The sequence below is a fragment of the Roseovarius sp. BRH_c41 genome (assembly GCF_000961715.1).
GTDB lineage: Bacteria > Pseudomonadota > Alphaproteobacteria > Rhodobacterales > Rhodobacteraceae > Roseovarius.
In genome coordinates this window covers 133,727-160,271 of record NZ_LADY01000037.1, presented here as the reverse complement: position 1 = coordinate 160,271, position 26,545 = coordinate 133,727, and the positions used below count along the sequence as shown (strand labels likewise).

Genomic DNA, 26,545 nt, shown 5'->3' with positions numbered 1-26,545 from the left:
ACGAGACGGCGCACAAAACCAAGGGTAAAATAAACTTGAAAGCGAGTCGTGATGACCATGTTCCGGTATAATTCAATCGGAGAGAATGCAGAGTTCATGTACCGGACTTGCATAGCTGGGCTGCTTTATTTTGTAGCGTTGACAACGTGCGCGATGGCTCAATATGGCGGGCTGCCCATTTCTCAAGGCACTCTGAACTATGACCAAGTCAATAAGCTCACGTCTGGCCAATCCTTGACCAATCCAGCATTGGGACAGTCCACGCATTTCAAGGATGGAACCCATGCTTTCAAATATGAGGAGCATTCTCAAACAGTCTTAGGGGTTTTTGAGGTTAATCCGGATGGCAAAGTCTGCGTCGATTTTAAAAGCAACACCAACCGCTGCGGTATCTTCCTGAAAGACCGCGGTCTATTCTTTCTGATCACCAAAGAGGGAGACCGCTTTCCGGTGCATTTCGAATTGAACGTCGACTAGCCACACGACCTCGCATGAGGTTACCTGCGGTGACCTGTGGAAGGCTCCAGTTCCGCAATGGGAATAGCGTTAAGCCCACCCGTGATAAGCACTAAGAAGGCAACGACCATCGCGGCCGACCCCAAGTGCATGGGCGCACAGGTGGGCATGACCAGTGTCCTTCATACTTGGGGATCCGCGCTGACCTATCATCCGCATCTCCACATGATCGTCCCCGGCGGCGGCCTGTCGCCAGACGGCGCCAGGTGGGTCGCCTGCCGCCCGGGGTTCTTCCTGCATGTGCGGGTGCTATCGCGGCTGTTCCGACGCTTGTTTCTGGAAGGGCTGATGGATTTGCACCGCGCAGGCCAGCTCACCTTCTTCGGCGATCTCGCCAGTTTGTCAGAAGCAAAGGCGTTCGCTACCTGGCTCGCCCCATTCTGCAAATCCGAATGGGTAGTCTACGCCAAGCCACCGTTCGGCGGCCCGGAGGCGGTGCTGGCTGACCTGAGCCGATACACCCACCGGGTCGCGATCTCGAATGCGCGCTTAGTCAGTGCCGATGCCCAGACCGTCGCTTTCCACTGGAAGGATTACCGCATCAAATCTGGCGACCGGCAAAAGGTGATGCGGCTGGCCACGCCGGAGTTTATTCGCCGCTTCCTGATCCAAGCCCTGCCTGACGGCTTCCACCGCATCCGGCACGATGGTCTGCTGGCAAGCGCGACCCGCAGGGCCAACATCACAAAGATCTGCGCCTTGCTCTGCGTCCAGTGCCCGGGCAAGGGTCACCGCGTCGGAACCCGAAGCCGACATCATCCCATTCACCCTGCGCGAACCATGCCCCTGTTGCTGTGGCCCCATGCGCGTCATCGAGATCTTCGGCCGCGGGCAAAAACCAATGTCGCGCGCGCCGCCACAGGAGCAGGCCGCATGACACACCGCCTGTCAGATGCCAGACAACGCCAGCGGCTGCGCCCCGCAGACCCGGTGACGACAGGCTGTGCCCATGTTCATTCGGCGCAACGCACGGCAGCAGTCACTCCAGAACAATCAGCTATGTTTGGAGCATCGAACTCGTTCGCGCCCGTCTCAGGCACCACGCACACCATCAGCCGTGCCACTGATACAGGCGGTGCCCCGACGTCTGCACACTTTCCCCATAGGTCGATCCAAGACCCCCGCGGCTTCCTCCTTGGGAGGTTTTCCAAGGAGGGTCGTGGTCGCACCAATGCGCAGCGTTCCGCTGCGACCCGCACCAGAACACCTTCACCAGAGCCGCCGTTGGAGGCAGAGGTCTGCGCTGCTGTGCGGCTTCACCAAACTGGCCGTTCGTGCACTGCACAGCATTTTCACGGGGTAGATGACCGCAGTGCGGGACTTTCCTGCCTCTTGCTGCGACAGCTCGGTCGAGGTTGCGCCTGTCGGGGGACCGCTTCTGGCGCAGTCACTCGGCGGCTGAGTGCAGTTGCTCAGGCATGACCCCCTCTGCCGCGGCTTCCGCGCGCAACCAGTTTCGAAATGCGGCGATCCTCGCGTCATCCGCGCGTGCTTCGGGACAGGCGATCGCGTAGATCGCCATAGGAGACGTTGTCACGTCGAAGAGTCGCTGTAAACGCCCTGAAACGATTGTGCGGCGGACCATGGCATCGTAAGCCAGTGACACGCCCTGATGCTGCTCGACCATGGTCGTCGCAAGCTCGCAATTTGGGTACGTTGGCCCGGGCGGCAGGTCAGCGCCTGCAAGGCCCGCTGCGGCAAACCATTCGTGCCAGGCATCGTCCGTCTGGTCGTAGAAGAGCGTGAGGCGCAGCAGATCCTCTGGGTGCTGCACGTCCTCACGCTCCCGCAATGCCGGAGAGATGACCGGATACCGGGACGAGGCCATTAGCGGCGCGACGCGCAAGCCGGGCGTCGGGCGGTCAGACCACTGGATCACGACGTCCGCGTCGTTGGTCGCGAAGTCGAGCGACGGCGCGCCGTTCGAGACCCGTAGCCGGATGTCACTGGCAAATTCAAGCTTGGGCAGGCGAGGCACCAGCCAGCGCGCCGCAAAGCCCGGCGTCGAGAGAACGCGCACGGGTTGTGGCGCCGCGCGCACGGCCTCTGTCTCTTCTATGAGCGCGTCCAGCAGGTTGGTGAGCTTTCCGGCATAGGCCTCGCCCGTGAGGGTGAACGCGATACGGTTGCCCCAACGCTCGAAAAGCTGCGTGTCGAGGAAACCCTCCAGAGCCTTTATCTGGTGGCTGACGGCCGAGGGCGTCAGGCACAACTCGACCGCGGCGGCCTTGACCGACATATGCCGTGCGGTGGCCTCGAAGGCGCGGACGGCTGCGAAGGGAGGAAGCTTGCGTCCCATCTCTCTGCCTGAACTGAGCTAACGCGTGGCTGAAAAGTGATCGTTCGGTCTCGTAACAAACACAGGGTAGCATGAGACTACAGATTCTCAAAATCAAGCAAAGGAGGGAATGATGCTCCGCTCCATTTTCGCCGTGGCACTCGCCACGGCCCTGATAGCCCTTTGCCCGACGCAGCCGCGCGCCGAGAATGAACCGGGTTCGTCGGTTACCTGGTTGCTACACGCGGACAGCATGACCACACTCGTCTACTCGCTCGATGCATGGCTCGATGAGCAGTCCCCCTGGCCGCGGCGCCATATAGTCCCACGCGTTCGCCTCGTTAACAAGTGGCAGGCGGCGGCAAGGCAGGGTGCAACGGGAAGTTTTCAGCATGGTAGTCTTCGGGGTCTCTATGACCCGGACCGCTCCGAGATCCTGTTGGTGCGCCCCTGGGACCCGCGCAAGGCAGTGGATGTTGCCGTCTTGCTGCACGAACTCACTCATCACCGGCAGGCGCCGCATCACTGGTATTGCCCGGCCGCACAGGAGTTGCCGGCCTACCGGCTGCAAGAGCAGTGGCTTTCGGACCATGGCCATTCCCTTGATGTGAACTGGGTGGCCGTAGTTCTCGACGCCGGATGCACTCCGCGGGACTTCCATCCAGAATGAACGGCCGGATGGCGCAGAGAAGGACCTGCGTCGCGCTCTAATGCAAGGATGGGGAATTTCGGGCCAAGCAGTCTCGGCCATTGTTTTCCGCTCCAAAAGTCGAGCGCATTCCGGGTCGCCATGATCTGATCCCAAACTAAACTTGCACATGAGTTCTCTTTGCGACGCACGTTTAAAGCGCTTGAGGCGATCACAAATTCCAACACCGGGTCGTTCGCAAACGATGCTCTTCGCCGAGTAGACGAATGCTCGCGGGCGCGCCAAAGTCAGTTTGGGCTCCAAACTGCCTTGCGGCAGCACAGCGCTCGAGAAACAAAAGCCTCGGCGTCAAAATAGTCCATAAACTGGCCACTACTAACGACTAGAATGCGGTGCTGCTGCGTGTCGCCGGCCTGCGGCGCCGGGTCGCCAGGGCGAGGGTCAACGCACGCTGGACAGCGTGCAGGGCATCGCGCACATCGCGCCGGGTCAGGCAGTCACGCGCTGCTGGACCGTTCAGGGCGGCGTCGGATGGATGGTCTGTCCCGAACAGGGCAGCTAACTGCGCTTTTTCCATGGCGTTTAGACCCTGCACCACCATCGGCCCCAGCAGCAACGATTCCGACATGCAGCCGTTGGCCATTACAACTTCGTGGCGCGCACAGGCGAAATGCACCCAGGTGATGGTGCGTTTGCCTGCCATGAACCGAATGCCGGGCAGGCCAGTCAGCGCCTTGGCGGGGACAAAAATCTCGTGTGCGAATGGGCCGTCGATCTGGCCCTGTCCGCCGACCAGTATGCGGTGCTGTGGCGACACGATCAGGTCATACGCGGGACGGCCGGGGCCAAGTGAACCTGCCTTGATCAGCACTGGTTTGGCATCTGGCTCGACCTCTTCCAGCGGTTGTTTATTCACGCGTGTCCAGAGAATTTCCTGCGAGCCATTGTCCAAAGTCATCACGTAGTCGCCGGGCTGCAGGCTTTCAACCTTCTTGTGGCCTGTCAGGGTCAGGATATCAGTGCCCTCGGCGTAGCAGATGAACACCTCTGTCGGCGATGTGTCCACAGTGGTCAATGCAATCGCACCATTTCCGAACTGGTTCATCAGGGCCATCGTGCCCGAGCCATCGGTGACAAAGAAAAACCGTTCGTTACTGCCGTTTATGATGACAGAAATCACAGTGATCTGGCTTCCTTCCAAAGGGTTCGGTACCTTGCCATTATCAAAGGGCAACGTGCCCGTCTGTTCCACAATGAAATTGTAGGACGTGCCGTTGATGATCACAGTGGTGTCAGGATCGATGCCCCCACCATTTGCCTCAAGCACAACATCACCCGTGAGTCCGCTATCGAACGTGATGAGCGTGGTAGGCTGCTGTGACGTATTTTCGACATTCAGCGCCGCGTTGTTTGCGCTCGAACCATCGCCGCGCGCATAGAAGCTTAGGGTTGTCATGGTGCTTGCCCGTTCTGGATCATTGCTCTGCCTTCGCAACAAATTGACCACAATATTCGGTGAAATCAGGGCAATAAGACGTTAAATTCAGGTGAACATGGGGCAAAGTCTCTGGGAGTCGCGGACTTGCAGCAACGAAGCGGCCATTCAATACATCGCGCAGAACTTTAGATAGGGTTGATGCCCCCGTGGCTGAGAGAACTGATCAGCTGCTGCAAGAGTATATCCATCGCTCAATCCATCAGGTATGCGTCTCGTAGACCGTATCATTTGCAAGGAATCGGGCTTGCCCGCTGCCGCAACGGTGCCATTGGTCAGCACCGCTGCAAGATCGGCGCCATCGAGCGCGAGTGCCGCGCTCTGTTCGACCAGAAGTACGGCAAGCCGTCGGCCTTCGGTTCTTCAATGACTTCAAAAGTCTGGTCGACTTCCTCAGATCAATCAATGGGTACACACGGTTCCGACCAAAATAGTGGCTGCGCTTATGCCGAATGAGGTTTCCAGGCTCTCGCCGAAGAGGCCGAGCCACGCCTCTTGGGCGCGGTAGGCAACAACTTCGCGTTCAGCCGGGCAGGCAAAGCGCATGTCGCCGACCGCCTGGAGGTGGTGCACCATTTCATGCACGAGGACGGAAAGATCGGCAGGGGTGTTACCAGTCCAGCTATCGGAAAGGTAGATCGTGCGGGCAGGGTGGTCATAGAGGGCTACAACGTCCCCAGGGCGTAAGACTGTTTCAACACCGTAACGCATCTCGACCAATTCAGCGTCAGGCACGGTAATAAGGACGGGTGGTTTCGTCGAGACCGCGAGATCGAAATTGGTGGCAAGCCACAGCATCAAAGTGTCAAGCACGGACGGTGCATCGCGCGGCGATGCGGCAGTTGCTGATCCTGCAACGGCGACGCACAGAGCGAGGACGGCGGGGCCTTTGCATAGAATTTTCATGGTGGTCCTCCATATATGGCCGTGGACTGACTAGGGCCACAGCTCCTGCAAAAAAGGACGTGAGTCATGAAACTGCGCTGAAAGAACCCTGAAATTGTGCTATAATTCATAATTGAGCGCTCTGGAGCCTCCACATGAACACGTCAACGACCATTCGCTTTGGAGGGTTCGTCCTAAACCGGGCGCGCGGGTGCTTGGAGGACTCTCGGGGAGACGAGCGGTTCCTGCGCCCGAAGTCATACCGCCTGCTTGAGGTCTTGCTGGACCGACGCGGCAAGCTGGTCAGCAAGGATGATCTGGTTCGCGAAGTGTGGCCGAATGTCTTCGTGTCAGACGATTCTCTCGCGCAATGTGTCAGCGACGTGCGACGGGCGCTTGGGGCAGAGGGTGCAGGTTTGCTGCGCACTGTGCCGCGGCGCGGCTATGTACTGCTGGACGAGCATGCAATCCCCGAATGTCCGCTTAAGATGCGGGGCAGACCTTGGCAATTTCTGGCCGTAGGCCGGGTCGCAGCCATCCTCGTGGTTTCTACCGGACTCTGGTCGCTGGCGCCCAAGCCCGTAGAGGTAACTACGGCCGTCACGGAAGACGTGTCGATACCGGCCGAGGGGCGGGCCGAAGCATTGCTTGACGCGCGCGACTGGCGCAAACGCGAGAACAATGACGAGGCGCGCGTGCTACTGGAGGCGGTACTTAGGGAGAACCCAGATAATGCGGACGCATGGGCGAGCCTTGGTCTGACGTATTGGCTTGAGGTCCGACATGTGGCTTGGGGCGGCGGAAGGCGCGAAATGAAGCAAGCGGTTGATATGGTGGGGCGTGCCATTGCCATCGGCGGCAGCGCTCGTTCGCACCGATTGCTCGCGGAAATGCGCCTTTTGGCCCCGTTTCCAGAGATGCGCTCACCGGTGGATGCACTTGCAAATGCGCGGGCGGCGGTGGCATTGGACCCCAAGGACGCCGACAACCTGGCCGTATTGGCGCGAGTTCTTGTGCTGACTGGTCGCGCCAAAGAAGCGGTTCACACCATCGAGCAGGCGCGACAGGGCGACCTGACAGAGCCCGATTGGTACCGAGAGATTGCGGGACTAAGCTATCTGCTTGTCGGCGAACCTTCGCGTGCGGTTGAGGAATTCGGACCGCTGCATGGTGCGGGAACCTTTGTCAGCGCGCGATGGTGGCCGGGCTGGCTGCTGGCGGCAAGTCTGGCTCATGCGGGGCACGTCGAAGACGCGACCATGGTCGTTCGCATTGCGCAGAGGGGCCGGCCTATACAGGATTTAGCGGACATCAGCCATTCCCTGACCGGCTTTGCTGACAAAGCGGGTCTTAATGTTGTTTTGGACGGGCTCAGGATGGCCGGGGTTCCAGACTGAATCTGTCAGTCGACATAGGCGCGCTTTTGCCAGTCGCTGTAGCCCTCTTGAAACACAAGATACTCCTGCCATGCAATAGCAAGAAGGGGATCGCGCGACGTGTCTTCGGCAATCACCTCCTCCCAGGCTTGACGTAGCGCGACAAGGGTATCCTTTGGCCATGAATGCAGCTCAACGCCCGCAGCGCGGAACCGCGCCAATGCATTGATCTGCTCCATGACTGCAACAGAGGCTGTCCACGCAATCGTCTCATTGCACGCCGCAGTGATAGCTGTCCTGTGCTGATCCGAGAGCGCAGCCCAAGAGCGCTCGACCACGAGAATCTCAAGCGGGGTAGCAGGCTGCTGCCATCCGGGAAAGTAAAGGTGCCCTGTTACATCAGCGATCCCTAGCTCTGAATCGATTGAGGGTAGCGAGAACTCGGCCGCGAAGATAAGACCTGCCTCGAACGCCGGACGGATTTCCCCTGCTGGCAGTTCGTAAGCAATTGCGCCCAACTTACGCAAGACGCGCGCACCGTAGCCGAAGCTGCGCATAGCCAGCCCGTTGAGATCGTCGGGCCCAGCCATCGGCGTTGTGAACCACCCACCGCCTTCGGCAGGCAGGGAGCCGCAATACAGGCTCTTGAGACCGTGACGGGCATAAATTGCATCCAGCGCTGCCGCGCCGCCGCCTTCCTTCATCCATGCGGTGAATCCCGCTGGATCGGGGCCGAAAGGGAAACCGCCAAAGATTGTTAGCGCAGGGTCCTCGCGATGGTGATGCCCAGCAGTCCCCCAAACCGCATCAACGAGACCGGACTCGAGGGCGCCGAACGTGTTCTGATCGAGCACCATCCGATCATGCACTTCAATGACGAGGCTTCCGCCAGACAACTGCTTGACCTTCTCCGCGAAATAAGTTCCGGACTCACCGAACAGCTTCGGGTGAAGCAGACTATTCATTCGCCAGTTCAGCGTTTTTTCCTGACCCGTTGCCGGTTTTGCCGAAAGTGAGCCTGCAAGGATTAACGTGGCCAGAAGTGTAATCCGGAACGACGGCATCAAGATGTCCTTAAATTGCTTCGATGGCAAAGAAGACCTCACTGTCGTCTGACAATAGCATGAAGAAGAGAAAGCTGGGTATTAACTTTCGGATCTGAGTCTCACTATGGCTGATTGGGACTGTTGCATGACGAGTGGAACGATAGCTCCTAAAGACAGCGTCTGACATCACATGCAACATCGGCAGCGAAGATCGGCAAGACCGGAACTAAGGGTCAAAAAACGATTCCTTTGCAAAGCTTTAAGGTCTGCCGACATCGGTACTTCGTCATCCGATGCTTACTTGTTGCGGCTCGCCTACAACGCCGCATCCTCCAACTGTTCCCGGTCCGGAAGTTCGCGCACGTTTTCCAGATCTACGGCGACGAGAAACTGCTCCGTGGTCACGAAGGTGTAGGGCGCACCACGTCGAGGGAACCGTGGCCCTGTTCCAATCAGCCCTCGCGCATGCAGCCGTCCGATCAGATCGCGGCTGATCTCCTTGCCGAAGATGTCCTTCAGCCCGTCGCGGGTGATAGGCTGGTGGTAGGCGACAGCGGCCAACACCGCGACGTCGAATTCGCTCAGGTCGAGTAGCTGGTCGCCGACATCCGCCGCAGCGCGGATCGCGGGCGCGTAGGCGGGTCGGGTCCGAAACATCCACCCACCCGCCACTTGGGCGATCTCGAACGCCCGGCCGTCCAGATCCGAGACGAGGTCTTCCACCAGAAGATCGACCGAGGTCCCCTGCCCAACAACCCGCGCCAGATCCTCGCGCGACACGGGCGAGACCGAGGCAAAGAGCACCGCTTCGATCCGGCGCATCCATTCCCGCCAGCGTAGTTCCGGCGGCAGGTGCCACTGTACCCTAATAAACCGGATTCTACGGATTCAGGCCCGTTTTTGCACTTTCTGTACCCTTAATAGCAATAATTCCACAGCCTAAGACGGGCGGCAGCTATAGACGATCTGCCCACAAAACGAGGCCAACTAGGTCCGCCTTTTTCAACGGCCAGTCGATGTTATCCACAGGTCGAACGGTATGGCAGTTAAGGGTGCAATATTGGAAACAGGGGTACAGTATGAGAAATAAAGGTACAACTCGTGACTGAAAACAAACGAAAATTTCAGGCAAGATTCTGATCAATTAGGGAACAATGACACAAACCAACAACGCCCACTTCATCGTGGTCATGGGTGCCGTGATCGCCTGTGAGTTGGCGGGGCACAGGTCCCGCGCCGCCCACTGGATGGCTGTTTTGCGCGACCATCGTCCCGATGCGCGGACGTCGCATTTCCTCAATGCCTTGCCATTCGTTGATCCTGCCTTCCGCGGCAAAGTCATCGCCGCACTCAGGTCGGCAGGGTTGCCGGACTGATCTCGTAGCCTCGCTTCTCTGAATGTGAGTTTGGTCACATTGTCGGACCGGCAGGCGGGTCGCCCCGCCTGCCGAGCGTCTCAGTTGTTGGCGGTCAGCGGGTCAATGATTTGTGGCACTTCAGTGATCCGCGAAATCGGGATGCCGCTCAGTTCGGCATGTTTGCGGATCGAGTCCTCGCCATCCGCAAGATAGACACAAAAGGTCTTGTTGCCAGCCACATAACTGTGCTGCCACTGGATTGCAGACCCGATGTTGCTGAGCGCCTGATTGGAGGCTCGCGCGGCGCCGCAGAGTTCGGTCACTGAAAAATTCCCGATGCCGGGGATGTCGCGTTCGATCATGAAACGTTTGAGAATGGCCATGTTCGTGTCCTCCTTGGGATGCCGTGGCGACAGGTTAGGCCTGCGCCGCGGGAACTCATAACCAAATGTTCTTTAGTATGATGAAGGCAGGCTTTAGCAGCAGCCTTGTGAATTTATCGGGGTAAAGATAAACTTTATCAATGACCGCCGCCTCGCATCTAAAATCCCTTCAAGCCTTGGAAATGGCAATCCGGGTCGGTTCACTGACCGGCGCAGCCGACCGTCTGGGCATTACGCCTGCTGCGGTGGGCCAGCGCGTCCGCGCGCTGGAAGAGTATCTGGGCAGGGATTTGCTGTTGCGGGGCCGGTCAGGGCTGTCCCCGACTGCCGACCTGCAGCACGCTCTGGCCGATCTGAAGGTCGCTTTCGCGGCCCTGGACCGGGTGACAGAAAACCTTGATTTCCAACGGGTCTCAGAGATCCATATCGTGGCAGATCCGGATTGGTCAGAACTCTGGCTGCTGCCGCGGTTGGCCGCATTCCGAGCGGAAAACCCGAATATCCTTTTCTGCATCAACGGGGCTGGGGACGTTCCGCTACGCCTTGGAGCGCCAGATTGCCGGATCGAATACACCGATCCCGGTCGCGGTGAGGAGTTGTTCCGCGACCGTCTGTTGCCGGTGACTGGTCCTGACAATCTGCGAAGGATGGCGGATTGGGACTCGCAGATGCCGCTGGAGGGGATGCCCTTCTTGCATCTTGAGGCACAGCGCGACGACCTGCGGCGGCCTGGCTGGCCGCAATGGGTGGAAAAGTTCGGCAATCGTCGCGATGGTCCCGGGCGCGGAGTGCACTACCGCCACGCCCGGTTGGCGCTGGAGGCAGTTCGCCAGAATGTAGGCTTTCTGATCTGCGGTCTTTCGCTGGTGGAGGACGACCTGGCACAGGGGCGCATCGTCCTGCCCTATGCGGCGCAGCAGAGCCTTGCAGCACCTTTGCCCTATGTTCTGACGGTGACCGCACATGGTGCCCTGCGCCCGCAGTTGCAGCGATTCATCGACTGGCTGCGTGGTGAGGCAAGGTTGACCCGCCATAGTATTCTTCGCGCTACGGAAGAGAGCTGAATCGTCCGTGGATCAAGCCCCACTGACCCTGCCTTGGATAGTCCCATTACACTGGTTTGCGCATTCTGCCGTGTTCGAGTGGGCCTTACAAAATGGCCTGATCAAGAACCGCAGCGGACCAACTCCGGTTTCCTCTTCTTGCCTATGGGCACTGATACACCTGTCGGAAGCTTTCAGAACCCGTGGCGGCGCAGTTCGGCGACGATCAGAGATCTGGAGGCCGTATCCTGCGTGGGGAAGGCGGCAAGATAGTGTGCGGCCGTCGCATCTGCCTTGCGCCGACGCACCTCTTGCCGCCAGCGGGCAGCCTGATCGTGGCGCCCGGCCAGACCATTGGCAGCAACCGCTATCATCGCAATCAGGTAATGAGCGCCGGGCGTGCTTGCGGCCTTGTCGCCCAAGCGGGAGGCGCCGAGGTAGTCGCCGGTCTGCATCAGCATCTGCGCCCGGACCCCGTGAAACCCGTACAGCAGCGGATCAAGCGGACTGAGTTGAAGGGCGATGTCCAACCCGGCCCCGGTCGCCGCAGCATCACCTGCCAGCATCGAGGTCAAGGCTGAGGAATAGAAGCCCTGCGCATAGTTCGGGTTCAGCGTGGTGGCCCGGTCAAGCCACCCTGCGGCCGAATCCAGCTCATTGGTCAACCAGTAGGAACGCCCCATGGTGAAATTCGTGAACGGATCCAGTGAGTCCAGCTCCAGCCCACGTTCGGCATGGCATCGAGCAGCCCGTGTAGCCGCTTGTACATCTGGGCCTAACTGCAGAAATGCCTCAAGAAAACTGGTGAATGACAGCCCGGCATGAGCACGAGCAAATTGCGGTTCCAGCGTTACGGCCCGCTTAAAGCAACCCTTTGCTCGCAGGTTGTCCTCACCCGTAAACCGATACAGATGTTGCAAACCAAGATGGTAGTTCGCCCAAGCATCCAGTGTCTCGATCCCGGCCATCTGTGCAACCCGCGCTTCATTCAGCGGAATGTAGACCTCAAGCGCTGTGACAAGATGCGTGACGATCTGAAAACGCAGATCGTCGATGTTGTCGATCTGCGCTACCAGACGATCCCCCCAGATAACTTCGTTCTTGCTGCTGTCCGAGAGTTCAAGCGTCACGGCGAGGCTGCGATTGTGGGCCTCTATGATGCCGGTCAGGACATAGCGTGCGCCCAAGGCAGTGGCGACATGATCAAGGTTCGGCTCGGGGTCACGGAACCGGAAAGACGAGCCGCGCGCGATCACCGCCAGCCAGCGCATGCACGATAGCGCCTGGATGATCTCACACGGGATCGCCTCGGCCAGAATGGCAAGTTCGGGGGCTAGGGCGAGCGCGCGAAACGGAAGGATAGCAATCGACGGCCTACCAGCTAGCGGACCCTTCGGTTGGGCGATCTCCCGTGCCGCGGGTTGCGCGGGTTGTGTTTCCACAACCTCTGCCACGAAACGGAATCCCCGGCCGTGAACGGTGCGGATGATCGTCTGGCCTTCGCCATTATCGTCAACTGCGCGGCGCGCCGAACGGATGCGGCTGGAAATGCTGGCATCCGAAACTGCCCGTCCCTGCCAGACCTCTGCCACGATTTCGTCCTTGGTCACCATGCGGTCGCGGTTGCGCACCAGATGGACCAGCAGGGCAAGCACCTGCGGTTCGAGGCGCACGGACTCGGACCCGCGCGACAATTCGAACCGTTCGGAATCAAGCCGGAAGGCGCCAAAAATCCATGTCATGCGTCAGAATACCGCAGAATCATGCGTTTCTACACGAATTCTTCAGGAACCGGTCAAGCATGCCCTGACCAAGAGCGTAACCTTGATGAGAGAGCGGGGCATTGGGCCGCGCACACCGAAGTGAAAGGGCCTGGGACATGGACGCCATGACAATTCGGACGACCAAAGGGCGTGGGATGCTTTATGACAGCATTCTTGAAACCGTAGGTGACACGCCTGTGGTGCGTATCAACAACCTCGGCCCGCAGGGTGTGCGGCTTTACGTCAAGGTTGAGGCGTTCAATCCGGCAGCCTCGATCAAGGACCGACTTGCGCTGAACATCATCGAGGCGGCAGAACGGACGGGGGCGCTAAAGCCTGGCCAGACCGTCATCGAGGCCACAAGCGGAAACACCGGAATCGGTTTGGCTATGGTTTGCGCGCAAAAAGGCTATCCTCTGGTAGTAACCATGGCCGACAGCTTTTCGGTCGAGCGGCGTCGGCTGATGCGAATGCTGGGGGCAAAGGTCGTGCTGACGCCGCGCGCGCAGAAAGGCACCGGCATGTACATGAAAGCCGCAGAACTGGCGGAAAAGCACGGTTGGTTTCTGGCCCGCCAGTTCGAAACCGCCGCGAATGCCGACATCCACGAGGCGACCACCGCGCGCGAGCTTATCGGCGACTTTGCCGGGGACCGGTTGGACTATGTGGTGACCGGTTATGGCACCGGCGGTACGGTGACTGGTCTTTCTCGCGTCTTGCGCCGCGAGCGTCCAGAAACGCGGATCATCCTGACCGAACCTGCCAACGCGCAACTGATTGGCAGTGGAATGGCGCAGGAGCGCGGAGTCGGTGGCGCGCCGACCGCCAGTCATCCCAGTTTTGAGCCGCATCCCATTCAGGGCTGGACGCCGGATTTCATCCCCAACGTCTTGCAGGAATGTCTCGACAGCAGCGGCTATGATGAACTGATCCCGGTTAAAGGGGCCGACGGTGTGGCTTGGGCGAAGAAACTGGCGCAGCGCGAGGGAATTCTAACCGGTATTTCGGGCGGCGCTACCTTTGCCATCGCGATGAAGGTTGCCGAGCGAGCGGAGCCGGGCTCGGTGATCCTGGCGATGCTGCCCGACACCGGCGAACGCTATCTGACGACACCACTTTTTGCCGACATTCCCGAAGACATGGACGCGGAAGAGGTGGCGCTGTCGCAATCGACGCCCGGAAATCAGATGGGCTGAAGCCGCCATAGGGAAGGAGCTGGACATGACTACTCAGGAAACCAACTTCGCCGAAGAGACGCTTGATCCCACCGATTGGGCTGCCACGCGGGCGCTAGCGCACCGGATGGTCGATGACGCCATAGACCATCTGGACGGGGTTCGCGAACGGCCGCTTTGGCAAGAGATGCCTGCCTCGGTGCAGGCCGGTTTTGCCGAACCGCTGCCACAGGGACCGCAGCCTCTTGAAGACGTTTATTCTGACATCACCGCCAGTCTGATGCCGCATCCGATGGGCAACATCCATCCACGGTTCTGGATGTGGTATATGGGGGCCGGAAATTTCACCGGCGCTTTGGGCGATTTTCTGGCGGCCATCGACGGGTCGAACCTCGGCGGCGGGAACATGGCGGCCAGCCAGATCGACCTGCAGGTGACGGACTGGATCAGGGACATGATGGGCTTTCCCGAAACGGCCAGCGGCACTTTGGTCACAGGCGGATCCATGGCCAACATCATCGGGCTGATGGCGGCGCGCAATGCCATGGCCGGAGTCGATCTGCGGCAATACGGGGTGGACGCCATGGCGCAGCCCTTGCGGTTCTATGCCTCGGATCAGGTTCACAGCTGTCATTTCAAGGCGATGAACCTGCTAGGGTTGGGCAAGGGTTCATTGTGCAAGGTGCTTTCGGGTGACCAGTTCCGCATGGGCATTGATGCACTGAAAGAACAGATCAGAACCGATCGTGGTCAGGGCATCAAGCCAGCCTGTGTAATTGCAACGGCGGGGACCACCAACACTGGGTCTATCGACGATCTGTCCGCCATCGCTGATCTTTGTGCCGCAGAGGGGCTGTGGATGCACGTCGATGGCTGCATTGGTGCCTTGATCTCCATCGCACCGGACAACCGCCATCTGGTCGCAGGGATCGAACGGGCAGACTCGCTGGCACTAGATCTGCACAAGGGGCTTCAGGCTCCCTTCGATGTAGGATGTGCCCTGGTACGTGACCGCCGACAGCACAGGTTGACCTTTGCCGAAGATGCCGAATATCTGCAAAAGATGTCGCGCGGCATTGCGGCTGCAGAATTCCTGCACGACTACAATCTGGACACTTCGCGCGGGTTCCGAGCGCTGAAGATCTGGATGATGCTCAAGGAACACGGGGTTGAAAAGTTCGGGCGGCTCATCGATCAGGGCATTGCGCAGGCGCACTATCTGACAGAAAGGATCACGCTTGAACCGATGCTGGAACTGATGGCACCGACTGTGACCGACGTCGTTTGTTTTCGCTACAATCCGGGCGGACTTGACGAAGCCACGCTGCGCGATCTGAACATCGAGATCATGTTGTGTCTGCAGGAAGCCGGCATCGCGGCAGTATCCGACACGACCATTCACGGTCACCACTGTCTGCGTGCAGCCATCTGCAATCACCGCACGCGGCGGACGGATCTCGACCTTCTGGTGCGAGAAACCTTGCTGATCGGCGGCAATCTGGTGGTAACATCGAACCAACGGGCGGCAATTGGTTGACAGAGGCTTTTCAAGAGCTGGTCGGTCACAAATGCAATTCACAGTCATCTTGGAAGCAGGAGGACCAACATGGGCTACTTCGATCTGGGAACCTGGTCACGCAAGGTCACAACGGACAACCCCGAGGCGCAGCTTTGGTTCGACCGCGGGCTGAACTGGCTTTACGGGTTCAACCACGAAGAGGCGATCATCTGCTTCGAAAAGGCTCTGCAGTTTGACGTCGATTGCCTGATGGCACACTGGGGCATCGCCCACTGCATCGGACCTAATTATAACAAGCTGTGGGAGTTCTTCAGTCCCGAAGAAAAGGTTGCGGCGCTGGACCGGGCGCACCTTTCGCTGAAGCAGGCAGCAGCCGTAGCTGACCGCGCGACGCCTGCAGAGCATGCCATCCTGATGGCCCTTGCCGCTAGGTTTCCAACCGATCCTGCGATAGAAGATTATGGTCCATGGAATGACGCCTTTGCGGACGAAATGCGCAAGATTCATGCCGCCTTTCCGACCGATCTGGACGTGACCGCGCTCTTTGCTGAGGCACTAATGAACCGCACGCCATGGAAGCTCTGGGACCTGCGGGCGCGCGGCCCTGCCGAAGGAGCCTCGACGGTGGAGGCACAGGCCGCGCTGGAACGGGCCTTTGCCAACGATCCCGCAGCATGGGACCATCCCGGCCTATTGCACATGTATATCCACCTAATGGAAATGTCGCCCACACCCGAAAAGGCGCTGCGCCACGGGGATCGACTGGTAGATCTCGTTCCGGATTCTGGCCATCTGGGGCATATGGCAACCCATATCGACGTGCTGTGTGGCGATTACCAAAATGTCATCTGGCGCAACGTGCGCGCAGTGGCCGTTGACAGAAAGTATTTCGACCATGCGGGGGGTGAGAATTTCTACACGATCTATCGCATCCACAACTTGCATTTCGTGATCTACGGCGCAATGTTTCTGGCCCGCCCGACCACCGCGCTGGCAGCGGCAGCCGCCCTGCGCGAAACCCTCCCCGAGCAAGTGGTTCGCTTTATGCCAGAATTTTTTGAGGCGTTCATCGGTATGAAGTTTCATGTGCTGGTCCGCTTTGGTCGCTGGCAGGAGATTCTGGACGAGCGGCTTCCGACCGACCCCGCGCTCTACCTTAACACCATGGCATTGCTGCACTATGCCAGAGCGGTTGCCTTGGCCAATCTTGCCCGTCTTGACGAAGCCCGCGCTGAACGTGACGCCTTTGCAACCGCGCAGCGCGCCGTGCCAGATGACTGGATGATGTTCAACAACCCCTGTTCAGCCGTCCTGTTGGTGGCCGAACAGATGATGCTGGGCGAACTGGCCTATAAGTCGGGGCAAACCGAAGCGGGCCTTGAGCACCTTCGCGCGGCGGTCCGGTTGGACGACGGGATGCTGTATGACGAACCTTGGGGCTGGATGCAGCCCGCCCGTCACGCCCTTGGTGCGTTGCTTATGGATGCCGGGCAGTATGCCGAGGCCGAGGTGGTGTATCGGGCCGATTTGGGTCTGGACCAGACCCTGCCGCGTCCCTGCCAGCATCCCCGCAACGTGTGGAGTCTGCACGGGCTGGATGAATGCCTGCGCAGACGGGATGAAACCGTCGAACGGCGGCATATCGGGCTCCAGTTGGACCAGGCCATGGCAAGGGCCGAGGTCCCGATCCAGTCGTCTTGCTACTGCAGGTCCAAAAAGCTGCCGCGTACCGCCGATCCCGCGACGATCAATAGGGTAGAACCTTTGACACGGTCAACCTAGAAAGTCGCCGATGCAGGTATGCTGTCCCCCGCAAGGGGCAATTGCCTGCCAACGCCGCCAATTGAAGCGCTCTGCTTGACTTAGACCGCGTGAATACTGGCAAGTTCCGCATTACTGCTCAGGCGGGTGCCGTCGCCGAAAGCAACGTCATCGTTACGGGCACCCGCAAGCCAAGATCCGTCTCGAAACGTCTGAAGCCCGCATCAATATCGGCAACGATTGCAGACGCTTGCGCCGCAGTGGCCCCTTTTGCTTCCATGATGCGGGCCGCAGGTCCCAGCGAGCCGACGCTGGATGCCGCTTCGGCCGCAGTGCCGCGCGTTTCGAGGATCACTTGCATCGGATCGGCGCGCACGTCGACCCAGCCCGCTGATGTGAGGAGAGCCACGGTTCGGTCTGCGTTCGCGAATGCCAAGGGCCCCGGTGCATCCGGATCTGAGGCGATTGGTCCCAGGTGCCGGATTGCGGCCCCGGTCGGTATGCTAAACCATGGATTTTCGTCCCCTCGTCGCCAGACAACAGCCGAAAGTTGGGCACCGGGCCGTGCTGCGTGAAGCAGGTTCGCAAAGGCCGCAACAGGATTGCCAAAGAACATCACCCCCATCCGCGATACAATTCTGTCAAATGAGGCGGGCATAAAAGGATGTGTCTGTGCGTCCGCAAGCAAATACTCGACATGGGCGCTCTGCTCAGAAACTGCGATGGCCCGTGCCGTGTCGAGCAACTTTTCAGAAATGTCCACGGCAGTCACGCCGCCGCCACCACCTGCCAAAACAGCCGCTCTGCGCGCAACCGATCCACTGCCGCAGCCGACATCGAGCACCTGCATCCCTGGCCTGATCGCAGCTCGCGCGAGAAGGGGCGTATTCATCGGCGCGTGCAGAGTTTCGAGGTCTGTCTGGAAGGTCACCCACTTGTCACCAAAGTCAGAGTTCCAGAACTGCCGCTGCGCTGCGTTGGGTTCATCAGTCAATGCAGACCTCCGTGAAAGAACCTTCCAGCCAATCCGGGAGGTTCGCCCTGACGCTGATGAGTAGTCTACCACAGATCCGTTGGTGTTGTGTTGCTATATGTTGCGGAGCGAGCCGGTAGGTGCCTTCGGGACAAGGTCCGATGGAGGCTGGATGTTCCGGGGGGTAGTGTCCGAGGACGTGGTGCGCGACCGCAAACACCCTGAACGGGGATATCGCACCTAACTCGGCGTAATCCAGTTTGCCAACAGGTTCGGCCGAAACCGACTTGATGCCGCTGTAGTGAGCCAAGAGCATCGTCAGCACATCATAACGGGGAGTCTGAACGGTAGTGTCGCAAATTTTGCAAGACTTTGAAAAGGCTCACCTTCGGACATGACTATCCCGCGAGCACCGCGAACTGCTGAAATGCGGGAAGATCATTTGCCGCAAGTTGGCGCTTTCGGATCATGTGGTCAACCTCGATGCCAGCGATGGTCGCGGCAGCAGAGTGGAAGGCCTTGAAGCCCATCATGGGCCCAGTGATCCGCTTGATGAACCGGTGATCCTGTTCAAGAATATTTTTGAGATATTTGACCTGCCTGATCGTGACTATGTGCCCCGTCCCAGTGAATTTCAAGATCACATTTACGGCCATCAGGCCAGCCAGGTTTGCGCCGCTCTTGTCGATGCGCACCCGGTCCGGCCCACCGTTTCTGCCGATAGCCTGCTTGAAAAACCTGCGAGCCGCTGCCAGATCGCGGCGCTCTGACAGCATGAAATGAAGAGTTTGGCCGTTCCGATCGACCGCGCGGTAGAGGTAAGTCCATTTGCCCCGGACCCGTATGTATGTCTCGTCCATCCGCCAGGAACTCGCCGTAGCTCGTTTCCCGGATTGGGCATTTTCCGCAATCAGTGGCGAGAATTTCACCACCCAGCGGTTAAGCGTCGCATGGTCAACGACGACACCACGTTCCGCCATAATCTCTTCAAGGTCGCGATACGACACCGCATAGCGAACATAGAAAAATACCGCGTACAAGACCACGGCCTTCGGGTAGTGCACGCCTTTGAAATCTATCGCCATTCTGTCCAACCCGCGCAATCGTTTCTTCCGACCGTGCTCTGCAATATCGCCTGTCCAGCTGGAAGCGGAATAGTTTGCGACACAGCCTTTGCGAGGCATTCCCAAATTAATGCAACGGACCCTACTGAGGCGCCTCCTCAAGATTGAGCCAGTAGCGCGTGTACCTACGCTCACCTGTGCGCCTGAATGCCTCCATCTCAACAAGGTCTTGCAGATCCCTTGTCGCCGTTGCACGCGAAGTACCGGTAATCGAAATGTAGTTCTCGGCGCTTAGGCCACCTTTGAACCCTTCTGGTCCTTCTCGGAACATCCGCTTGATCGCCTTGGTCTGCCGCTCGTTCAGGTTGTCCCGGTGCCTGTCATAGAAATGTGCTTTCGCAATGAAGAAGCCGACACGATCCAAAGTGACTTGCTGCGCTGCAAGCACCGTTTCGGCAAACCACACGAGCCAAGGTGTGACATCCAATATCTTCTGGTGCCGTTCAAGCTGGTCATAGTAGGCCTTCCATTGCCGTTCGATTGTGAAGGCAAGCGCGATCAGGCTTGGCTGTCCGATATTCTGAGCCAAGGACTTTTCGGCCAGGGCCCGACCCAAGCGACCATTCCCGTCTTCGAATGGATGGATGCTTTCGAAATAGAGGTGGCTCAGCCCAGCACGCGTCAGTGCCGGCAATGGGTCACTGGTACCCGGCGCCGTCCTGCTGAACCAGTCGACATAACGGTCCATCTCGTCTGCAACCTGCGCCGAAGGCGGCGCCTCAAAATGTACGACCGGACGATCAAGACGGCCAGAGACGATCTGCATGGCTTCTTCGTGCTTGCGATAGGACCCGATTGCCTCCAGCCGTTTGTCGAAAGACAAGAGCATCTCATGCCACCGAAAGAGCGTGTTATGTGTAAGAGGCTCGGCATAAGTTGAGTAAACATCGACCATCATCTCGGCTACGCCCTGTTCTCGAGGCCTGTTCGGATAGCTGTCCGGTGCCAATCCGAGTTGTCGGCGAAGCGAGGATTGCACGCTGAGCCGATCGAGCATCTCACCTTCGATGGCGCTGGTCTTCATGGCCTCATCGCTCAGCAGATCAATGCGGAGCTGATCACGTTCTGACGGGCTGACATGGTGAACCGCTCCCAGGATTTCGCCTGACGACAGCAGAAAACGTTGTTCAAGCGGCGCCAATGCTGTCGCGTCATACCGAAAATCCGGCCAGTTAGGTAATTGCCAATTCCATGCCATGAGTTATAGACGTCCTTTCTATAACTCAAAAATAGATCACTTTAGAGCCATAGAAGTCAATCCTATACCTCAACAAGCGCAAGAATGTTTTTGCGGGTACTCTCACATGTCCACTACTGGCCCGACAGCTGAAGCCAAAACAAGCGAGCATTTTCGGCAAATCTGGAGGTAGCGTCCGTCAAGGTGGTGTAATTTTCCAGATGGCCTGAGGTCATGATCAGGCGGCTTTCGTTGGGTGTTGTCAACTTAACTCGCCGGCCGCGAAGAGATGGCCGGTCTTGGAGCGTCAGATGCTCGCGGCCTCCTTCCAGGCGTCGAAGGCCTCTATTCTGTGATAGCGTGTTGCGTTTGCGGAACGGCGGCGGGCAGGTATTGAGAATCGGTTTCTGGCGGCAGACTGGCATGTCACAAACCGTTGCAACCCGCCCGGAGAGCGAAACCCTTGCATGCACCGCTCTCGTTTTCGAAACGGCAAATGGCTGTTCTCGGCCCGATTGTTCAGGCCTTTGTGGGAGCGATGTTCAAGGCCGGACGCGATCTCGCGTCTGGCCGCACCGTAGGAGCGCAGCTTGTCCGTGACGATCCGTTTGGGCAGGCCAAACCGCTTGATCAGCGCTTTCAAAAGACGCTTTGCGGCACGCTTGTCGCGCCTAGATTGCAGGATTTCCTCAAGAACGATCCCCTCTTGGTCAACCGCGCGCCAGAGCCAGAATTTCCGCCCCGGGATCGTCACCACAACTTCGTCGAGATGCCAGACATCCCCCGGACGCGCCTGCCGCCGGCGCAAGTTTCGGGCGATCTGCGGGGCGAATTTCGCCACCCAACGCCGGATCGTTTCGTAGGAAACATCAATGCCACGCTTCAGGAGCATTTCCTCGACTTCGCGCAGGGAGAGGTTGAAACGGACGTACAGCCAAACCGCGTGCGCGATGATCTCTGGTGGAAAACGGTGGCGCTTGTAGCTGACGATCATGCTCATGCGCAGCAACTACGCAAAATCTCCAACGCTTCCACCAGGCCAAAGTTAATGTGACAATGCCGTCGGTCAGACTGTGGATCGAGTTTTATGAGTCGGCTGCCTAGTCAGACCGAGTGAACGATCCAATTCGCAGGATTGATGCCATTTGTCCTCTGTTCCGTGTCCTGTTCGGAAGTCTTCGGGTCAAAGGCATGCATCCGCGCCCTAATCCAGCACGCGCGCGACTGCGCCAATCAGGTCCAATACCTCTCGCGTCTCGCGGTCCACGCGGTAGACATAGTCGCCAACGCGGTAGTAGGTCTCGTTCGGGTTAAGCCCATAGCGCCCTGGATTTCTGATGATCCAATAGTCGTCAAAGATCACGTCGCCGCGCCCGTATCTGCGGACTTGGCCAGGCGGCACGCAGGGTGGGTTTTTCTTGGCCAGACCGGGAGGGCAATCCGCGGCTCTTACAAAGCCGCTAGATTGTCCCTTGCGGGAATTATGATTTCCCGCTTCTGCAGCGAGCCCAAGACAGGCCACCGCCGTTGCCGCGATCAAAATCGGAGAATGTCGCATGATGTTACTCCCGCTCATTTACTGTGTGGCAAAGATAAGCATTCTGCCGACAAGCTGTCCCTCAGCTTAATACGCGTCAGCGGAAAAGGGCCTATTGATCAATCAGCCGGGTCCGTGGTCATAAACTTCTGCAGCCTGAAGAGCATAGCTGCCCCCGTCTCCGTGATCAATGCGCTCACAATTGGCGTCCGCGGTCGCTTTAGGTTCACTCCTGACAATCCTGGGTGTCCTAGACATCTAGCCGCCTGCGCCACCGCGATGCCACGCCAGACAGTCCCCGCATGTGTGTTCAGCCCTCCGAAACCCTGACGTTGACCGGCAATCTGTCGGTTTTGCTTTCGCCCTCATTCTCGGCCGCAATCAGCGTGATGATTTTGATGCTGGTGCTGTCGTCCGCACCCCCCTCCGGAAGTCGCAGCCTGGCGCGGGCCGAGGGGCTCAACCCCAGTTCGGCCATGAAACGCCCCATGATCTCCAGCTGCTTGTTGGCGACCGTCAGCCAGGGCGATTGCTGGACATAGCCCGAGGGCGTCTTGATCAGCGCAGGTCCCTTGGCGAGATGCTCCTCGGCCTCCACCCAGCGTGCCCAGGCCTGACAATAGGCCGCCAGTGCGGCGCGATCGGTCACCGACAGCACACCCATCCGGTAGAGTGGGTGTCACTGTACCCTAATAACCCGGATTCTGCGGATTCAGGCCCGTTTTGGCACTTTCTGTACCCTTAATAGCAATAATTCCACAGCCTACGACGGGCGGCAGCTATAGACGATTTGCCCACAAAACAAAGTCAACTAGGTCCGCCTTTTTCAACGGCCTTTCGATCTTATCCACAGGTCGAACGGTATGGCAGTTAAGGGTGCAATATTGGAGATAGGGGTCCAGTATGAGAAATAAGGGTACAATTCGTGACTGAAAAAAACGAAAATTTCAGGTAAGATTCTGATCAATTAGGGTACAGTGACACTAGCTTTGGCAGCGGCGGCTAGCCAATACGGCGTCAGCGAACCCCTGATGCGGATGCGGCTCAACGCGACGGGCGCCCTTAAACGCTCCAGAGCATCGGCCTGGAGATAGCTTGGGCCAAGCGTTCGCTGGATAGCCGGCCTATACTGCGTCGATGACTCCCGCATCTTCCAACTGCTCGCGATCGGGAAGTTCGCGTAAGGACGCCAGCCCGAACGCGACAAGGAAGGCATCGGTCGTCACAAAGGTATAGGGTGCCCCGCGCTGCGGCGACCGCGGCCCTGTTCCAATCAGCCCTCGCGCATGCAGCCGTCCGATCAGATCGCGGCTGATCTCCTTGCCGAAGATGTCCTTCAGCCCGTCGCGGGTGATAGGCTGGTGGTAGGCGACAGCGGCCAACACCGCGACGTCGAATTCGCTCAGGTCGAGTAGCTGGTCGCCGACATCCGCCGCAGCGCGGATCGCGGGCGCGTAGGCGGGTCGGGTCCGAAACATCCACCCACCCGCCACTTGGGCTATCTCGAACGCCCGGCCGTCCAGATCCGCGACGAGGTCCTCGACCAGCAGGTCAATCGACGCCCCCTGCCCAACCACCCGCGCCAGATCGTCGCGCGGAACCGGCGAGGCCGAGGCAAAAAGCACCGCCTCGATCCGGCGCATCCATTCGCGCCAGCGCAACTCTGGCGGCAGGTCGATCAACTCCTGGTCAAGCTCCGGTTCAGAACGATCTTTGGCCATCGCTACACCCCGTAGAGCCGGAAGGTGTCGCGCCCGGTCAGCTCGCGAAGAGCGCCCAAGTCCACCAGCCGGTCGCAAAGCCGCCGCGCGGCGCGATCCGGCAATGGCAGCGCCGAAGGCGCAATAGCATCGCGGGTCAGGAACATCTCGACCGCGTCGCCAGCCCCCTTGGCCCGGAGCTTGGGTGCGACCGCCTTCAGATGCGCCGCCCGACGCGCGAGGTCGGCGGCCTGCCGCACGGCCACGACCACCGAGGAGAGGAGCGCCCGATGGCAGGCGAGCCTCAAGTCGTCCCCACGCTTGCGCAGGTCAGCGCGTTTCAGGCCCGCGGCCAGCAGCGGCACGAGACGATCCCAGCCGAGCGCCTGAGCCAGGGTCGCATCCGCGAGGATCAGCCCTGCTACATCTGCGCGCGGCGCCTCGCGCAGCACCGCATCCAGCACCATCGCGGCACGGGTCACGGGCGCCCCCTGCCCCGCATCTAGCGACGTCGCGATCTGATCACCCTGAAGTTCAGGCAGCGCCCGGACCAGAGATTTCACGGTCACCGGCCTTTCCGTGGCGCGACGCCACGCCAGACATGTTTCACCTGCCGGGCCGGGCAGGTCGCCGGGGCGCAGCAGATGGACCGAATCGCGCAACTCCCCTGCCCGTTCCGGCCGACCGGAGAACGCGACACAAGCCTCTGCTGCGCGGAGCGCGAGCCTGTCCCGCAACAAGGTTTGGGGGACACAGTCCCGCCCCAACACCAGATGCAGGTGGGCCAGCGCGGCGCCCGACAAAAACGCCACATCTTCAAGGGGCTCAACACGGACCGAGGTGACCCAGGCGGGCATCCGGGGTAGCGTGTCTAGGTCGCTGATGTGATCGGGGCGGGCAAATGTCATGCCGGAAGCCTACATCGTTGCGGCGCTTTCTACCACCAAATAGCACATAAACCGCCCCACCTTACAGCTCCTCCCTACGTCCAATAAGTTTGCATTATCGGACACAATGCACATAAGCTCCGACGCATGAGCAAAACACCTGAATACCTACCCTCAGAGGTCGAGAAATTGAAGTCAACGCCCCATGATCCGCCAAACCATGACGCGCGCAACGAGAGAGAGCCTCCTGACCGCAATACCATCGCCCTGCCCGCCCACGTCGCCGGATCGGGAACGCTCGACCGCCTCGTGGACACCGCCCGCGACTATGCCCGCGCCGCAGCTTCGGACAACACGCTGAAGGCCTATGCTAGGGACTGGGCGCATTTCGCGCGCTGGTGCCGAATGAAAGGCGCCGAGCCGCTGCCGCCCTCGCCCGAGATGATCGGGCTCTATCTGGCCGACCTCGCGTCACCTTCAGGAAAGGCTCCTGCCCTATCAGTTTCCACGATCGAGCGCCGCCTGTCGGGCCTTGGATGGAACTACGCACAACGGGGCCTCACCCTCGATCGCAAGAACCGCCACATTGTCACGGTCCTGGCGGGGATCAAACGCAAGCACGCGCGTCCGCCGGTGCAGAAGGAAGCCATTATGGCCGAAGACATCCTCGCGATGGTGGGCACCCTGCCCTATGATCTGCGCGGGCTGCGAGATCGCGCGATCCTGCTCTTGGGCTATGCCGGAGGTTTGCGCCGATCGGAAATCGTCAGTCTTGATGTGCACAAGGACGACACATCAGATTCCGGCGGCTGGATCGAGATGTTCGACAAGGGCGCCCTGCTGACCCTCAATGCCAAGACCGGCTGGCGCGAAGTCGAAATCGGACGCGGCTCGAAAGAACAGACTTGCCCCGTATATGCACTCGAGCAATGGCTGCACTTTGCGAAGATCGACTTTGGCCCGATCTTTGTCGGCACCTCCCGCGATGGCAAGCGTGCTTCGGAAACGCGGCTCAACGACAAACATGTAGCCCGGCTAATCAAGCGCACCGTCCTCGACGCCGGCATCCGATCCGAGCTGCCCGAGAAAGAACGACTGGCGCTGTTCTCAGGACACAGCTTGCGTGCCGGCCTCGCCAGTTCGGCGGAAGTCGACGAACGCTACGTCCAGAAGCAGCTGGGGCACGCCACGGCCGAGATGACCCGCCGCTACCAGCGCCGCCGTGACCGGTTCCGGGTGAACCTGACCAAGGCAGCGGGACTATAGGTCGACATTTCTGAGAGCAGCCAACGCCGCGACATGACGTGGAAGATCACTGCGGGAATGCAGGATATCAACGATGATGACCGCGTCCGGCTGATCCAAGAACAGCAGGAAATGCTCCCCTGCCCTCGCGAACCGCAGATCGGCCGCATCATCGACCAGAACCGCACAGCTTCTGCTATGCGCTTGACCATTCAGGATTGCCTGACAGCGGGTGAGCAGTTCCGCTTCATAAAGGTCTGCCTGTTTGAGCCCGAATTGTTCGATCGTCCATTTGGCAATCTCGACCAGACTGGCCTCTGCGCGACGCGTCAGCCGAAGGGATCGGCTCATGAAGATGCGTGGGCTTGCCGAAATGCCCGCCGGATCGCGTCGTCACCGCTACCTTCGGCAAAATCGCCCGCCTTTGCCTGCGCCAATCCCTCGAACAACCCCTGTCGGATACCGGCGAGCTGGGCTTCTTCCTGCTCCAGCAGACGAAGCCCCGCGCGCATTGCCTCACTGACGTTCTGGTAACGTCCGGACGCAACCAGTGCCTGCACCAGCTGGTCTTGGGTTTCGGTCAGAACGACATTGCGTGTCACCATTTCTCGGCCCTCCATCATTGGCAATATATGCCAACACACCACATCGATCA

Annotated in this window: 26 protein-coding genes and 1 pseudogene; 10 read left to right on the top strand and 17 right to left on the bottom strand. The window is 59.4% G+C overall.

The features are described 5' to 3' along the window. Window positions 1-51: 51 nt before the first annotated feature. Together VR71_RS12070 and VR71_RS24955 are read left to right on the top strand one after the other, a co-directional pair. Window positions 52-477 (top strand): hypothetical protein, encoded by a 426-nt coding sequence (locus VR71_RS12070; protein ID WP_296430310.1) that lies wholly within the window; start codon window positions 52-54, stop codon window positions 475-477. Window positions 478-582: 105 nt separating this feature from the next. Then, window positions 583-1,393, top strand: a pseudogene (locus tag VR71_RS24955) (transposase); the annotation flags it as partial. Window positions 1,394-1,903: 510 nt separating this feature from the next. Here VR71_RS24955 and VR71_RS12060 read toward each other — a convergent pair. Beyond that, the gene (locus tag VR71_RS12060) at window positions 1,904-2,815 is read right to left on the bottom strand and encodes a LysR substrate-binding domain-containing protein (protein ID WP_045684197.1); all 912 of its coding nucleotides are present in this window, start codon (window positions 2,813-2,815) and stop codon (window positions 1,904-1,906) included. Between the two features lie 112 nt (window positions 2,816-2,927). Here VR71_RS12060 and VR71_RS12055 point away from each other — a divergent pair, with 112 nt between their 5' ends. Then, window positions 2,928-3,464: a DUF6647 family protein gene (locus VR71_RS12055; protein ID WP_296430309.1), complete on the top strand. Its 537-nt coding sequence runs from the start codon at window positions 2,928-2,930 to the stop codon at window positions 3,462-3,464. 361 nt (window positions 3,465-3,825) lie between these two features. On the opposite strand, the gene VR71_RS24950 is transcribed toward VR71_RS12055, so the two are convergent. Together VR71_RS24950 and VR71_RS12045 are read right to left on the bottom strand one after the other, a co-directional pair. Continuing rightward, window positions 3,826-4,899 (bottom strand): Hint domain-containing protein, encoded by a 1,074-nt coding sequence (locus tag VR71_RS24950; RefSeq protein WP_296430307.1) that lies wholly within the window; start codon window positions 4,897-4,899, stop codon window positions 3,826-3,828. 441 nt (window positions 4,900-5,340) lie between these two features. Further along, window positions 5,341-5,844, bottom strand: coding sequence for a DUF6647 family protein (locus VR71_RS12045; protein WP_296430304.1), 504 nt, complete (start codon window positions 5,842-5,844; stop codon window positions 5,341-5,343). Window positions 5,845-5,978: 134 nt separating this feature from the next. Between VR71_RS12045 and VR71_RS12040 the strand changes: the two genes are divergently transcribed. Then, window positions 5,979-7,220, top strand: a complete 1,242-nt coding sequence (locus VR71_RS12040) for a winged helix-turn-helix domain-containing protein (protein ID WP_045684193.1) — start codon at window positions 5,979-5,981, stop codon at window positions 7,218-7,220. Between the two features lie 5 nt (window positions 7,221-7,225). On the opposite strand, the gene VR71_RS12035 is transcribed toward VR71_RS12040, so the two are convergent. Continuing rightward, window positions 7,226-8,263: a TRAP transporter substrate-binding protein gene (locus tag VR71_RS12035; protein ID WP_045684285.1), complete on the bottom strand. Its 1,038-nt coding sequence runs from the start codon at window positions 8,261-8,263 to the stop codon at window positions 7,226-7,228. A 297-nt stretch (window positions 8,264-8,560) separates the two neighbouring features. After that, window positions 8,561-9,067, bottom strand: a complete 507-nt coding sequence (locus VR71_RS12030; RefSeq protein WP_296430302.1) for an SMC-Scp complex subunit ScpB — start codon at window positions 9,065-9,067, stop codon at window positions 8,561-8,563. 332 nt (window positions 9,068-9,399) lie between these two features. On the opposite strand from VR71_RS12030, the gene VR71_RS12025 reads away from it, so the two are divergent. After that, the gene (locus VR71_RS12025) at window positions 9,400-9,621 is read left to right on the top strand and encodes a hypothetical protein (protein ID WP_009819859.1); all 222 of its coding nucleotides are present in this window, start codon (window positions 9,400-9,402) and stop codon (window positions 9,619-9,621) included. An 80-nt stretch (window positions 9,622-9,701) separates the two neighbouring features. Here the strand turns inward: VR71_RS12025 and VR71_RS12020 are convergent, their stop codons facing one another. Next, window positions 9,702-9,986 carry a DUF4242 domain-containing protein gene (locus tag VR71_RS12020; RefSeq protein ID WP_009819858.1) on the bottom strand — a complete coding sequence of 95 codons (285 nt, stop codon included), beginning with the start codon at window positions 9,984-9,986 and terminating at the stop codon, window positions 9,702-9,704. Between the two features lie 140 nt (window positions 9,987-10,126). Here VR71_RS12020 and VR71_RS12015 point away from each other — a divergent pair, with 140 nt between their 5' ends. Next, the gene (locus VR71_RS12015; RefSeq protein WP_045684188.1) at window positions 10,127-11,050 is read left to right on the top strand and encodes a LysR family transcriptional regulator; all 924 of its coding nucleotides are present in this window, start codon (window positions 10,127-10,129) and stop codon (window positions 11,048-11,050) included. 173 nt (window positions 11,051-11,223) lie between these two features. On the opposite strand, the gene VR71_RS12010 is transcribed toward VR71_RS12015, so the two are convergent. Beyond that, on the bottom strand, window positions 11,224-12,771 hold the full coding sequence (locus tag VR71_RS12010; RefSeq protein WP_045684186.1) for a winged helix-turn-helix domain-containing protein: 1,548 nt from the start codon (window positions 12,769-12,771) through the stop codon (window positions 11,224-11,226). 137 nt (window positions 12,772-12,908) lie between these two features. On the opposite strand from VR71_RS12010, the gene VR71_RS12005 reads away from it, so the two are divergent. From VR71_RS12005 to VR71_RS11995, 3 genes are all read left to right on the top strand, one after another. After that, on the top strand, window positions 12,909-13,988 hold the full coding sequence (locus tag VR71_RS12005; protein WP_045684184.1) for a PLP-dependent cysteine synthase family protein: 1,080 nt from the start codon (window positions 12,909-12,911) through the stop codon (window positions 13,986-13,988). Window positions 13,989-14,013: 25 nt separating this feature from the next. Further along, complete coding sequence (locus VR71_RS12000) at window positions 14,014-15,504, top strand: pyridoxal-dependent decarboxylase (protein WP_045684181.1); 1,491 nt, start codon at window positions 14,014-14,016, stop codon at window positions 15,502-15,504. Between the two features lie 69 nt (window positions 15,505-15,573). Continuing rightward, the gene (locus VR71_RS11995) at window positions 15,574-17,268 is read left to right on the top strand and encodes a hypothetical protein (RefSeq protein ID WP_045684179.1); all 1,695 of its coding nucleotides are present in this window, start codon (window positions 15,574-15,576) and stop codon (window positions 17,266-17,268) included. A 118-nt stretch (window positions 17,269-17,386) separates the two neighbouring features. Here VR71_RS11995 and VR71_RS11990 read toward each other — a convergent pair whose 3' ends face one another. The 8 genes from VR71_RS11990 to VR71_RS11950 form a co-directional block, all read right to left on the bottom strand. Next, window positions 17,387-18,241 (bottom strand): methyltransferase domain-containing protein, encoded by an 855-nt coding sequence (locus VR71_RS11990; protein WP_045684177.1) that lies wholly within the window; start codon window positions 18,239-18,241, stop codon window positions 17,387-17,389. Window positions 18,242-18,618: 377 nt separating this feature from the next. Then, complete coding sequence (locus tag VR71_RS11980) at window positions 18,619-19,305, bottom strand: IS6 family transposase (protein ID WP_045684173.1); 687 nt, start codon at window positions 19,303-19,305, stop codon at window positions 18,619-18,621. 121 nt (window positions 19,306-19,426) lie between these two features. Beyond that, entirely contained in the window at window positions 19,427-20,542 is a 1,116-nt protein-coding gene (locus tag VR71_RS11975) for a Fic family protein (protein WP_045684171.1), read from the bottom strand. Between the two features lie 286 nt (window positions 20,543-20,828). Beyond that, window positions 20,829-21,521, bottom strand: a complete 693-nt coding sequence (locus VR71_RS11970; protein ID WP_045684169.1) for an IS6 family transposase — start codon at window positions 21,519-21,521, stop codon at window positions 20,829-20,831. Between the two features lie 204 nt (window positions 21,522-21,725). Next, window positions 21,726-22,079 carry a hypothetical protein gene (locus VR71_RS11965; protein WP_045684283.1) on the bottom strand — a complete coding sequence of 118 codons (354 nt, stop codon included), beginning with the start codon at window positions 22,077-22,079 and terminating at the stop codon, window positions 21,726-21,728. Between the two features lie 289 nt (window positions 22,080-22,368). Continuing rightward, a complete protein-coding gene (locus VR71_RS11960) occupies window positions 22,369-22,722 on the bottom strand; it encodes a phage terminase small subunit P27 family (protein WP_296430300.1) in 354 nt (117 codons plus the stop codon). A 460-nt stretch (window positions 22,723-23,182) separates the two neighbouring features. Continuing rightward, window positions 23,183-23,779 (bottom strand): SMC-Scp complex subunit ScpB, encoded by a 597-nt coding sequence (locus tag VR71_RS11955; protein WP_045684167.1) that lies wholly within the window; start codon window positions 23,777-23,779, stop codon window positions 23,183-23,185. Between the two features lie 2 nt (window positions 23,780-23,781). Then, window positions 23,782-24,666: a DUF1403 family protein gene (locus tag VR71_RS11950; RefSeq protein ID WP_045684165.1), complete on the bottom strand. Its 885-nt coding sequence runs from the start codon at window positions 24,664-24,666 to the stop codon at window positions 23,782-23,784. A 126-nt stretch (window positions 24,667-24,792) separates the two neighbouring features. On the opposite strand from VR71_RS11950, the gene VR71_RS11945 reads away from it, so the two are divergent. Next, entirely contained in the window at window positions 24,793-25,911 is a 1,119-nt protein-coding gene (locus tag VR71_RS11945) for a tyrosine-type recombinase/integrase (protein WP_045684163.1), read from the top strand. Here VR71_RS11945 and VR71_RS11940 read toward each other — a convergent pair. Both VR71_RS11940 and VR71_RS11935 read right to left on the bottom strand, forming a co-directional pair. Next, complete coding sequence (locus tag VR71_RS11940; RefSeq protein WP_045684160.1) at window positions 25,906-26,241, bottom strand: type II toxin-antitoxin system RelE/ParE family toxin; 336 nt, start codon at window positions 26,239-26,241, stop codon at window positions 25,906-25,908. The two genes, VR71_RS11945 and VR71_RS11940, sit on opposite strands and share 6 nt — an antisense overlap. Beyond that, the gene (locus tag VR71_RS11935) at window positions 26,238-26,495 is read right to left on the bottom strand and encodes a type II toxin-antitoxin system ParD family antitoxin (RefSeq protein ID WP_045684158.1); all 258 of its coding nucleotides are present in this window, start codon (window positions 26,493-26,495) and stop codon (window positions 26,238-26,240) included. Before VR71_RS11935 ends, VR71_RS11940 begins: the two co-directional genes overlap by 4 nt. Between the last annotated feature and the right edge of the window lie 50 nt (window positions 26,496-26,545).